This is a genomic window from Coprococcus sp. RTP21281st1_F1_RTP21281_210402 (assembly GCF_040915325.1).
In the GTDB taxonomy this organism is placed as follows: Bacteria; Bacillota; Clostridia; order Lachnospirales; family Lachnospiraceae; genus Coprococcus; species Coprococcus aceti.
On the sequence record NZ_JBCPDQ010000001.1, the window covers coordinates 100,965 to 113,631 of the forward strand.

General features: G+C 44.9%; 9 protein-coding genes. All 9 read right to left on the reverse strand.

Features of this window, described 5'->3' with window-relative positions:
* Positions 1 to 36: 36 nt before the first annotated feature.
* The 9 genes from AB5150_RS00575 to smc all read right to left on the reverse strand — a co-directional run bounded on the left by AB5150_RS00575 (position 37) and on the right by smc (position 12,665).
* Positions 37 to 735 (reverse strand): TIGR03936 family radical SAM-associated protein, encoded by a 699-nt coding sequence (locus AB5150_RS00575; protein ID WP_368291031.1) that lies wholly within the window; start codon positions 733 to 735, stop codon positions 37 to 39.
* Positions 719 to 2,587 (reverse strand): TIGR03960 family B12-binding radical SAM protein, encoded by a 1,869-nt coding sequence (locus tag AB5150_RS00580; RefSeq protein WP_055272984.1) that lies wholly within the window; start codon positions 2,585 to 2,587, stop codon positions 719 to 721. Before AB5150_RS00580 ends, AB5150_RS00575 begins: the two co-directional genes overlap by 17 nt.
* 168 nt (positions 2,588 to 2,755) lie before the next feature.
* Positions 2,756 to 4,120, reverse strand: coding sequence for a PFL family protein (locus AB5150_RS00585; protein ID WP_022216453.1), 1,365 nt, complete (start codon positions 4,118 to 4,120; stop codon positions 2,756 to 2,758).
* A gap of 36 nt (positions 4,121 to 4,156) precedes the next feature.
* The gene (locus tag AB5150_RS00590) at positions 4,157 to 4,429 is read right to left on the reverse strand and encodes an ACT domain-containing protein (RefSeq protein WP_015534945.1); all 273 of its coding nucleotides are present in this window, start codon (positions 4,427 to 4,429) and stop codon (positions 4,157 to 4,159) included.
* Between the two features lie 73 nt (positions 4,430 to 4,502).
* Complete coding sequence (locus AB5150_RS00595) at positions 4,503 to 5,300, reverse strand: MBL fold metallo-hydrolase (RefSeq protein ID WP_368291033.1); 798 nt, start codon at positions 5,298 to 5,300, stop codon at positions 4,503 to 4,505.
* Entirely contained in the window at positions 5,297 to 6,736 is a 1,440-nt protein-coding gene (locus AB5150_RS00600; RefSeq protein ID WP_368291035.1) for an ASKHA domain-containing protein, read from the reverse strand. The genes AB5150_RS00595 and AB5150_RS00600 overlap by 4 nt, the downstream gene beginning before the upstream one ends.
* Positions 6,737 to 6,751: 15 nt before the next feature.
* Entirely contained in the window at positions 6,752 to 7,996 is a 1,245-nt protein-coding gene (ilvA, locus tag AB5150_RS00605; protein ID WP_238050276.1) for a threonine ammonia-lyase, read from the reverse strand.
* A gap of 103 nt (positions 7,997 to 8,099) precedes the next feature.
* On the reverse strand, positions 8,100 to 9,077 hold the full coding sequence (gene ftsY, locus AB5150_RS00610; RefSeq protein WP_022216450.1) for a signal recognition particle-docking protein FtsY: 978 nt from the start codon (positions 9,075 to 9,077) through the stop codon (positions 8,100 to 8,102).
* A gap of 30 nt (positions 9,078 to 9,107) precedes the next feature.
* Positions 9,108 to 12,665 (reverse strand): chromosome segregation protein SMC, encoded by a 3,558-nt coding sequence (gene smc / locus AB5150_RS00615; RefSeq protein ID WP_368291036.1) that lies wholly within the window; start codon positions 12,663 to 12,665, stop codon positions 9,108 to 9,110.
* Between the last annotated feature and the right edge of the window lie 2 nt (positions 12,666 to 12,667).

Genomic DNA, 12,667 nt, shown 5'->3' on the forward strand with positions numbered 1-12,667 from the left:
CCTTATAATCTTTCAAATATACGGTCAGGCAGACTCTTAGAATGGTGAACCGGCCTTGTATAGAGGTATTATATTGCCATCAGGGCCATCCATGTACGTCTCCAGTCTGTGAATATGATAATGGAACTGGTTGTGACTGACATCCGCATACGCGCAGAGAGCCTGCATGACGAGCTCCGGCTTGAGGTTGTATTCACTTCCGGTTGACAGCAGCATATATATCTGATCGTCCCTCAGCTCGCAGGTCATGATACCAGGTTTTATATTCTCCTCGCGTTCGCTCTTCTTTGTCTTTTTCAGAATGACGATCTGATCCTGCGACATGAAGGATTCCACACTGTCCAGTATATTATGACGTTCTTCAGTTCCTGCTTTGTCAAGGAATGAGATGACATAGTCCGATGCTGACACAACTGACATGGAGTTCTTTGCATCATCGGGAAGAAGTACACACTCAGTGACCTTCATCTCATCAACCGATACGGCATTCAATGCGTCGATCATCTCTCTGGATGTTGTAACGGATTCAAATTCTCCGTCAAAGTATTCGCCATCAGAAGTGATCCCCATGGCCAGCGGAGCGGCAAACGAGATGATCTGGTGAGGCGAATATCCCTTGGAATAGCTCACATCCAGACCGGCACGTCTTATCTCCTTCTGGAAATATCTCATAACGTCAAGGTGTCCTATAAATCTGAGGTTACCGAGCTTGGAGTATTTAATTCTTATTTTCAAAACATACACCTCCTCCAAATCTTGCGGCACCACAGCCGGAACACTGCTGTCTGCAGTTAGGGGTTACCTTTTCGTTCTGGGCGTTCTCCCACTCTCTCTCAAGGAACTTTCTTGTGACTCCTATATCAATGAAATCCCACGGAAGTATCTCATCAACATTTCTGTCCCTGTATGTGTAGAAATCTATATCCAGACCGTGCTTTGCCATGGCGTTGTCCCAGTTTTCTTTTTTGAAGAACTCTGTCCATGCGTCAAATATCTGACCGGCCTTATAGACATCATATATTACATCGCAGAGCTTCCTGTCGCCTCGAGCAAGCAGTCCCTCAAGTATGGTGATATCTGCTTCGTGGTACTGGAACTTAAGACTCTTATGGTTTTTCTCTGCGCGGAATCTGTCCTTCACAAAGTATGCACGCTTGACAAATTCCTCAGGCCTTATCATCGGAGCCCACTGGAACGGAGTAAATGGCTTTGGCACAAAATATGATGCCGATGCGGTGACCATGACACGTCCATTTCGTTCTTCTCTTGGGATATTTGCAAAGAAAAGCTCAGTGATCTCCTCCGACAGGTCTGCAATCCCGGCAATATCGTCATATGTCTCAGTAGGAAGGCCCATCATGAAGTACAGCTTCACCTTATCCCAGCCGCCTTTGAAGGCCTTCAGGGCACCATCCATTATGTTCTCCTTTGTGAGACCCTTGTTTATAACATTTCTGAGTCTCTGCGTTCCTGCCTCAGGGGCAAATGTAAGTGAACTCTTCTTCACATCCTGGATCTTGCTCATGACATCCAGAGAAAAGGCGTCTATACGGAGCGATGGCAGAGAGATATTTACATGCTCATTGTCCATCTTCTCGATCAGGCAGTCTGTGAGCTCCGGAAGCTCCTCGTAATCACTCGACGACAGACTGCTGAAGGTTATCTCCTCGTGTCCTGTACTTGCCAGCATTTTCTCAGCATAGCCCTTTAACAGATTGACATCCTTAGGTCTGGTTGGTCTGTATATCATTCCAGCCTGGCAGAATCTGCAGCCTCTTATACATCCGCGCATGATCTCAAGAACAACTCTGTCCTGAGTGAGCTTCATGAATGACACAACAGGCTTCTCTGGGTATGAGACTTTGCTGTGATCCATGACGACCGTCTTGGTTATCGTGGCAGGCACATCTTCAAATCTAGGAGCAAATGAAGCTATCGTGCCATCTTCCTTGTATGTGACTTCATAGAGCTCAGGAACGTATAATCCCGGAATGTTGGACACCTTTATGAGAAATTCTTCCCTGGTCATATCAGAGTGCTTATACACCTTGTAAAGCTCCAGAAGTGCATCATATGATACTTCGCCCTCACCCATATAGAATATGTCAAAGAAGTCTGCTATAGGCTCAGGATTGTATGAGCATGGGCCTCCGCCTATAACAAGTGTGTCTCCCTTTTTTCTGTCTCTTGTACGGAGTGGGATTCCAGCCAGATCAAGCACCTGAAGAATATTGGTGTAACACATCTCGTACTGGAGTGTTATTCCAAGGAAATCAAAATCCTTTATAGGATCCTGGGATTCCAGCGCGAACAGAGGGATGTCATGTTCTCTCATCTCCGCGTCCAGATCAGGCCATGGCGAATAAACTCTTTCACACCATGTGTCCTCTCTCCTGTTGAACATATCGTACAGTATCTGAATTCCGAGATGGGACATACCTATCTCGTATACATCAGGAAAACACATGCAGAAACGCACATCAACCTTATCCTTGTCCTTCATAACACTGTTGTATTCTCCACCTATATATCTGGCGGGCTTTTCAACCTTCATCAGTATTTCATCCGGTAAAGCTAATCTTCTCATAAAATAATATCCTTAAATAATTTTCTTGTGATCATATTATCTGATTATCTCCAAATGGAAATATTCAATTACAGCAAAAGAGATGCGCACGGAATTTCCGTATTCAGTGCGCATCCTCTATATCTATATCGTATCAGGAACTGTGATCCTATACCGCATTATCCAATATTAGTTTTTGAAACTATGGATAGGGGCTGGAATACGTCCACCTCTGTTGACAAACTTATCACATGCAAATCTGTTGACAGGCATGATAGGTGCGTATCCGAGAAGTCCGCCAAATTCAGCCTGATCTCCAACTGTCTTACCGATAACAGGGATAAGTCTTACAGCGGTTGTCTTCTGGTTGATCATACCAAGAGCCATCTCATCAGCGATAATTCCTGATATGGTTGCAGGTGATGTATCACCAGGAATTGCTATCATATCAAGACCTACTGAACATACACATGTCATGGCCTCAAGTTTCTCAAGAGTTAATGCTCCTGCGGAAACTGCATCGATCATTCTCTGGTCCTCAGATACAGGGATGAATGCACCGGAGAGTCCTCCGACGTATGATGAAGCCATAACTCCACCCTTCTTAACCTGATCGTTGAGGAGCGCAAGTGCTGCTGTTGTACCAGGAGCTCCGGCGTATTCAAGACCGATCTCCTCGAGAATCTCACCTACACTGTCTCCGACTGCAGGAGTAGGGGCAAGTGACAGGTCAACTATACCAAATGGTACGCCGAGCATCTTGGATGCCTCTTTTGCAACGAGCTGTCCAACTCTGGTTACCTTGAAAGCTGTCTTCTTGATGGTCTCGCAGAGTTCCTCAAAGTTTTCTCCTCTTACCTTCTCAAGGGCTTTCTTTACAACACCAGGGCCGCTGACTCCGACATTGATGACACAGTCTCCCTCGGTAACACCGTGGAATGCACCGGCCATAAATGGGTTGTCATCAGGTGCGTTACAGAATACTACAAGCTTTGCACAACCGATGGAATCTGCTTCCTTGGTGAGCTCGGCAGTGTCTTTGATCATCTCTCCGAGAATCTTGACTGCATCCATATCTATACCGGTTTTGGTTGAACCTACATTTATGGAGCTGCACACCTTTCCTGTGCTTGAGAGTGCTTCAGGAATTGAACGGATAAGAAGCTCATCAGCAGGAGTCATGCCCTTATTTACAAGCGCTGAATATCCTCCGATGAAGTTGACTCCTATGGTGTCTGCAGCCTTGTCAAGAGCCTTTGCTATCTTTACAAAATCTCCGGTGGTCTTACATACGGAACCACCAACCAGTGCTATAGGTGTTACAGAAACTCTCTTGTTGACGATTGGTATACCATATCTTCTTGATATCTCCTGGCCTGTTGATACAAGATCCTTGGCATATGTTGTTATTTTGTTATATATCTTTGTACATGTATCATCCACATCTGTGCCTACACAATCCAAAAGACTGATTCCCATTGTGATGGTACGAACATCCAGATTCATGTCTGAGATCATCTTATTGGTCTCGATTACTTCATTTATGCTAATCATGTATATCCTCTTTTCTGTCTGTCAGACTGTATATTATTAGATTCTGTGCATTGTCTCAAAGATCTTCTCGTGCTGTACCTTTATCTGTACTCCAATCTCTTCTCCGATCTGTCCAAGCTCCGATGCGATGAGCTCTGTTGATTTGGATGACTCCTGTGTATCAACCACCATCATCATGTTGAAGTACCCTGCAACTATAGTCTGTGATATGTCAAGTATATTGATCTGGTTGTTTGCCAGATATACACATACCTTAGCTGTGATTCCCACGCTGTCCTTACCTACTACAGTTATGATTCTCTTTTTCATTTCATTTATCCTCCTTGTTGATGATGGAGCCTGTACATACAGAACCCATCTTTATTCACTCCTAAAAATCAGCCTATGCCTCTATGGCAGCCATAGGCATGTCTCTTCTGGCTACTGCCAGCCCAAATTCCCTTACATCGTTGGCGTATGAATTGTTTTCAAGCTCCAGCTTGACTGTCTCGTATGCCAACTCTTCAAAATTGTTCTCCTTGCTCAGATGTCCCAGAAGGATACCCTTCACATGGTCATTCAGAAGTCTGTATATGAGCTGCCCTGACAATTCGTTGGACAGATGACCATAGTTGCCAAGGATTCGTCTCTTGAGATAATAAGGATATGGTCCCGCCTCAAGCATTCTGACATCATGATTGGCCTCAACTACCATTATATCTGAGTTGTCAAGCTTATCTACAATATAATCATTATAATTGCCCATATCAGTCGCTATGGACACTTTTTTGCCATCTCCATACAGGCTGTAGCATACCGGATCCGCTGCGTCATGCCAGATGGATGACGGATCAACGGTTATATCCTTTATCAGTATCTTTTCATCAGGACGGATCTCATGAAACAGTCCCTCATCGATACTGCCAAGGGAGGTCATCTTCTTCATCTCAGCTATGGTTCCTGCAGTGGCATATATAGGAACACCGTGCTTTCTTGCCAGAACACCTATGCCCTTCACATGATCTATATGCTCATGCGTTACAAGAACACCATCGAGATCAGACGGCTTTATTCCCTCATCCTTAAGGGCGTTTTCAACCCTCTTGCAGCTTATGCCTACATCCACAAGAAGATGGGTATCGCTATTGCCGACGTAATAGCAGTTACCGCTGCTACCGCTTGCTATACTTAGTAATTTCATAATCTACTCTTCTGTTGTAATTTATTTGTACCATGTGACTGTGCGGTCCATGGTCTGAGATCCATATGACTGTAATATCTTCTGTCAAAGCCCTCAAGCTCACCGAGATTCACAGCAGTCAGGGTCTCTTTAAACGCATATATTCTATCAATAAAACTCTTATCAATCAAGCACTTATGTGCTCCGTGCAGGGATGTATTTCCTGCAAATTCTGATTTCCCCTGAAAACTGTCCGGAAAAAGTCCAAGGCTTACCGCACTTGATATATTAAGACTGCACCCGAAGCCTCCTGCCAGATATACACGTGATACGTCCTCTGCCGTTATCCCCGCCATATCCATGAGGGATTCTATCCCTGCACATATGGCTGCCTTTGCAAGGAGAAAGCTTCTGATCATATCCATGTCAATTGTCACTCCACCTGCAAGTCTGTAGCCTCCGTCTATATACTGATCAACCAGGACTCCATCGTCATTCACTATGTGTAGCAAATTAAGTCTGTTCAGCAGATCAAAGGCTGTGGTTGGAGCTGCAACACCTCTCCTCAGCATTCCCTCAAATGCCGGACCACATGCACATGAGGTGGCATAACCGATACCCTGCTTTGCAAGTATGAGTTCTCCGTTTGTTCCGAGATCTGCAAACAACTGATATTTGTCAGACCTGTCAATGTTACAGACGACTGCACCGCACAATGCGTCAGCTCCAACAAATGCACTGAGGTTAGGAAGACATGTGACTTCAGCACTGCAAAATCTTTCATCATCAAAGAAATCCTTCCCTGATACTGTTATACTGTCAGGATTCCTGATCTCAAATGGTGCATGCCCGAGATTGTCCAGAAGCAGCCGCTCCAGTATTGCATTCATGGTGGTGTTTCCGGAAATAATTATCCTTGATATATCTGCAGGGGCATACCCCATTCCGGCCAACTCTGAGGAAATCCTTGTGACTACTGAGCTTCTGAGCTTTGCCAGTCCATCTTCTGTGGAGCCTGTTCGGATCCTTGATATGACATCGCTGCCATATTCAATTTGCGGATTCATAAATCCACATCTGTCCGTGACACTTCCATCAGACATATCTATCTGTTCTATGGCGATGGTGGTGGTGCCTAAATCTATAGCTATGCCTATATCACGACCATCGCCATTATATACGTTGTTGGATTCAGCAGCACCCTTGTACGAAGCAAGGACTGACATGTTATCCTCAACTATGGTTACCTGTATGTTATCAGTGATAGTGTAGGTACAGCTTTTTACCGTGCCCGCACCTTTTACATCCACCAGACATCTCTGACACCTTCCAAGACCTCCGCAGTTTCCACTGAACACATATCCGGCGCTGCACAGCACCTTGAACAGATTGTCACCGCGTCTGCAGGCGATTATTTTGTTGTCATTTACGGTTAAAGTGAGTTCATCGTTAATCATCGATATCAACTACAATTAATTGTATATTCCCTTTGTCATGACTTCCTTTGGCTTGTAGCCCTTATCAGCAAGTGTGTTGATGATGAGCTGCTTGTGCTCAGGGCCAAATGCCTCCATAGTGATAACAAGCTCAACTGCCGAATTCCTGTTGATGGATACGAACTGGTTGTGCTCAAGCTTGATAACATTTCCCTGGAGATCAGCGATAACCTTTGAAATGTTCATGAGCGCACCCGGCTTGTCAGGAAGAAGTGTTGAAACTGTGAAGATCCTGCTTCTTGCGATAAGTCCGTGCTGTACAAGTGAGGCAAATGTTATCATATCCATATTGCCGCCCGACAGTATGCTTACGACCTTGGCGCCTTTCACATCGAGATGCTTAAGTGCTGCCACTGTTAGAAGACCTGAGTTTTCAACAAGCAGCTTGTGGTTTTCAAGCATATCAAGGAATGAAACGATGAGTTCGTTATCCTCTACAGTTATAATATCGTCTATATTTTTCTGTATATATGGGAATATCTTGCTTCCAGGTGTCTTGACTGCAGTTCCATCTGCAATGGTGTCTACATATGGAAGTGTTGTAACCTTCTTGTTCTTCAGTGAGACCTGCATACAGTTTGCTCCGGCAGGCTCAACACCTATGACCTTGATGTTCGGATTCATCATCTTGGCAAGTGTGGACACACCTGTTGCCAGACCGCCACCTCCGATAGGAACAAGGATATAGTCAACGAAAGGAAGCTCCTTTATGATCTCCATCGCAACCGAGCCCTGTCCTGTGGCGACATCGAGATCATCGAACGGATGAATGAATGTATAACCCTTGTCCTCTGCAAGCTCAAGAGCGTATGCACATGATTCATCATATACGTCTCCATACAGTATAACCTCTGCGCCGTATGCCTTAGTTCTGTTAACCTTGATGAGAGGTGTAGATGAAGGCATAACGATGGTCGCCTTTACTCCATATGCTTTTGCAGCATATGCCACACCCTGGGCATGATTTCCAGCCGAAGCTGTTATCAGTCCCTTCTGTCTTTCTTCATCTGAAAGCGTGCTTATCTTGTAATATGCACCCCTGATCTTGTATGCACCGGTCTTCTGAAGGTTCTCAGGTTTGAAGTATACCTTGTTGCCTGTTATCTCACTGAAATAGTCACTGTATATGAGCTTTGTAGGGAGAACCACCTTCTGTACAATGTCGTAGGCCTCCTCAAATTTCGCAAGTGTCAGTTTGTCTGTTGTGTTCTGTTCTGCCATTTGTTAATGTCTCCTTATGTAAAAATCCTTTTGAAAATCATATATGGTTGTGCACAGATATAAGTATATTGACATACATATGATCATTATATATGCCGTAGTATTACATGTCATCGCCGATGAGCATATCGATCTCGGATCTGTCCTCGTCAAAATCTGCGAACAATGCGTTGACATATTCCTGAGGGTCAAATCTCTGGAGATCACCGATCTTCTCACCAACTCCGATAAACTTGACCGGTACGTCAAGCTCTGCCTGGATCGCTATCGCAATACCACCCTTGGCAGTTCCGTCAAGCTTGGTGATAACTATACCGTCAAGCTCAGTTACATTGCTGAACTGTCTTGCCTGTTCAAGGGCATTCTGACCTGTTGTTCCGTCCAGAACTATGAGCGCCTCAACATTTGCCTCCGGATAATCCCTTGTGATGATCCTTCTCATCTTTGCAAGCTCGTCCATGAGATTCTTCTTGTTGTGAAGTCTTCCCGCTGTATCAACGAGAAGGATATCCGTATCTCTTGCCTTGGCGGCAGCCACTGCGTCGTATACAACTGCAGCGGGATCAGCGCCCTCATTGTGTGAAATTATATCAACCTGTGCCCTGTCAGCCCAGGTCTTTAACTGATCTATGGCGGCAGCTCTGAATGTATCGGCAGCAGCCATGAGAACCTTCTTGCCTCTCTGGCGGTACTGGGCAGCAAGCTTTCCGATGGTCGTTGTCTTGCCGACACCATTTACCCCGATGACCAGCACAACGGACTTCTTATTCTCGAAGTCGTACGCTGAATCGTCCACAGACATCTGGTTCTTGATTATATTGATCACAAGTTCCTTGCAGGCAGCAGGTTCTTTGATGTGTGAATCCTCAACCTTCTGCTTAAGTCCCTCTATAACCTTCTCAGTCGTCTCATATCCCATATCAGCCATGATAAATGTCTCTTCAAGATTCTCATAGAAATCATCATCTATATGGGATGCACCGAATACATCTGTAAAGCTTTCTACTATATTATCTCTTGTCTTTGCAAGACCTGCCTTAAGTCTCGCAAAAAATCCTTTTTTCTCTTTTTCCTCTGCCATGACATACCTCCTGTTTAATATCTTCTATTGTTATTTATCCAGATCGTTCTCAATAAGGTTGACTGATACGAGGGTAGATACACCCTTCTCCTGCATGGTTATACCGTACAGGATATCAGCAGCCTCCATGGTTCCCTTTCTGTGTGATATAACTATGAACTGCGTATCCTTTGTAAGCCTGTTGAGATACTGTGCAAATCTTCTTACGTTCGAGTCGTCAAGAGCCGCCTCTATCTCGTCCAGCAGACAGAAAGGTGATGGCTTCAGACTCTGAATTGCAAATAACAGTGCTATGGCGGTGAGGGACTTCTCTCCACCTGACAACTGCATCATATTCTGGAGCTTCTTTCCTGGTGGCTGTGCTATGATCCTGATACCTGTTTCAAGAAGATCCTCGGTATCAACCAGCTCAAGTGCACCACGTCCACCACCGAACAGCTCCTTGAATACCTTGTCGAACATGACCTGTATCTCCTTGAACTTCTCGGCAAACTGCTCCTGCATTGATTTTTCAAGCTCCGCAATGATATTTACAAGGTTGGTCTCCGCACTGACTATATCGTCATGCTGTCCCTTGAGAAATTCGTATCTCTCAGAGACTTCTTTGTAGTCATCTATGGCATTGACATTGACATCTCCAAGGGATTTGATCTTGGCCTTTACTGCAACGATCTCCTTCTTTAGTGCCGGCAGTTCAGGAAGATTATCGTCCTTGAGTTCCTGGGCACTGCTGTATGTAAGCTCATACTCCTCCCACATATAGTTGCTGAGTTCGTCTGCTTTCTCAGTGTTCTTCTCGATTATCGATGTGAGCTTGTATGAGTCCTTCTCGAGTCCTGCAATCTTTTCGGAAAGTTCTTCTCGTCTGGCAAAGAATTCCTTGTGGCTCTGCTGTAATTCCTCTCTCTTGACTGAGAATTCGTTTACCTTGTCCTCGTTGTAAGCGATACTTCCGGTTCTGCTTGCGATATCTGTCTTTATAGCAGCTATTCTGTCTTCCAGCTCTGTGATCTCACTGAATGATGACTCCACGCGGCTTGTAAAGCCCTCAAGTTCTTCCTTGTATTTTTCGATATCCATATTTATTCTTCGGATATTTTCTACAATGAAGTCCTCTTTCTGCTTGACGGAATTAAACTTAATCATAAGCTCAGATACCCTTGAGTTTGCAGCGGTGAGCTTATCCTTGTTCTCCTGTCCCTGTCCCTCAAGTTCTTCCACTCTTGCCTCAGCTTCAAGCCTCATGGCTTCATGCTTTTTGTTGTTGTCGGCAAGAGAATCCTTATTGTTGTTTATCTCCGTTATCTGATTATTGAGCTCTGCTACCTCTTTCTCGATCGAGACAAATACTCTTTCAGATTCGGCAAGTTTTTCTTTGACCTGGTCAATACTCATGGTCAGAGTATTCTTTTTCAGATATGCCTGCTGCAGTTCGGAGTTGTATTTGTCTATATCCTGTCTGAGCTGATCTCTTGAAGTCTTAAGTTGTGCGTCGAGAGCCGCAGCCTTTGACGCTGTTGATTTCAGGTTATCGATTTGCTCCTTGAGTTCATCCAGTTCTCTCTTTCTTCCGAGAAGGTTACTGGAATTCCTGAATGCACCTCCGGTCATTGATCCGCCCGGATTTATCAGTTCTCCCTCTATGGTGACAAGTCTGAGCGACTGATTGTTCTTACGCGCTACCGCCAGGGCATTATCGATATTGTCGACAACTATGATCCTGCCTAAAAGGTTCTTTACCAGCGTGTTGAATTTGGAATCGACCTCAACAAGATCTGATGCAACTCCTATGACTCCTTTTTCCCTGAGCACATCATTTCTGACGGAACCGCGGTCTGTTATGGTGTTAAGCGGAAGAAATGTTGCACGTCCGAGTCTGTTGGTCTTCAGATATGAGATCATTCTCTTGGCAGTGGCATCGTCCTCAGTGACAATGTTCTGTATACTTCCGCCAAGGGCAGTCTCCACAGCGACCTCGTACTTCTGATTTACCGTGATTATGTCCGCAACAACGCCTATTATGCCCGGATTCCACTGTTTCTGTTCCATGACTCGTCTGATACTGTTGCCGTATCCGTCGTATCTCTCAGTTATATTTCTGAGAGCCTCCATCTTGGACTCTGTGGCCGAAAGCTTCTCGTTGGTGTTGTGGATCAGCTCACGGTTAGTTTTGTTTCTATTCTGATTCTGGGCAAGCTGATCGGTTGCACTGTCCAATCCCGCGAGAATGACCTTTACTCCCGCCTCAAGTTCGGCAAGCTGTGATGACAGTGACTCATATTCCTTCTTGTCCCCGGCATCGTCGCTCTTAAACTGCAGAAGTCTCTGGTTGAGCTGTGTCTTTCTAAAGTTGATATTCTCCAGCATGGCGTCATATCTTCCGACCTTTGCCTGGAGATTACCGCTCTCATGCATATATTCTATGATGTCAGCCTTGCAGCTCTCAATCTCCTGCTGGCAGGTCTCTATGTAGGAGGTCATGTCGGAGCTTTCCTTCTGGGCTGTTTTAAGTGCCTGTTCAACTTCTGAGATAGAGTCATCCAGTTCATCTTTCTGGGATGTGTAATCTGCGAGTTCTTCCTCGCCGGACTCGATCTGGCTGTTGATTCGGTCTATCTGATCATGTATGTTCTGATCGTTCATTTTGAGTGTGATTATCTGCTGGTTGATAACATTTATCTCACCTTCAGCACGCTCTTTTGCAAGCCTGTTCTCATGAATCTCGTTTTTAGATGACTCAATTATGGAATTGAGCTGCTCTATAGCAGTCTCTATCTGGTCGTATTCTTCCTTTGTCTGTTCATACGCCTGCTTGCTCTCATCTATATCATCGTTTACGATAGTGAGCCTGTTCTGATCTTCCTCGAGAGCTGTTTTAAGTTTCTCTGTCTCGAGAAGGAATGCATTCACATCGAGTTTTTTTAATTCATTTTTAAATGCCAGGTATTTCCTTGCGGTCTCAGACTGCTCCTTGAGTGGTCCGACCTGTTTTTCAAGCTCCTTGAGAATGTCGTTGACACGGCTGAGATTGTCCCTCTCTGCTTCAAGTGATTTCTCCGCAGCAGCCTTGTTCTTCTTGAACTTTACGATTCCGGCAGCCTCGTCAAAAAGCTCTCGTCTCTCCTCAGGTTTACCATTGAGGATCTTCTCGATCTGGCCCTGTCCGATGATTGAATAACCCTCCTTACCGATACCGGTGTCAAAGAAGAGAGAATATACATCCTTCAGTCTGCTGACAGTACCGTTAATCAGATATTCAGACTCTCCTGATCTGTATACTCGTCTTGCAACTGTGACTTCATTATAATCTATAGGAAGGCTGTGATCGCTGTTGTCAAGAGTTATGGCAACATATGCGGAGCCCTGCGGCTTTCTGAGCTGTGTTCCCGAGAAAATGACATCCTCCATCTTGGAACCACGGAGACTCTTGGCACTCTGTTCACCCAGAACCCATCTCACTGCATCCGCTACATTGCTCTTACCCGAACCATTAGGTCCAACGATACAGGTTATTCCGTGATTGAATTTGAATACTATCTTGTTTGCAAATGACTTGAAGCCATTTACCTCTATACTCTTTAAATACATAA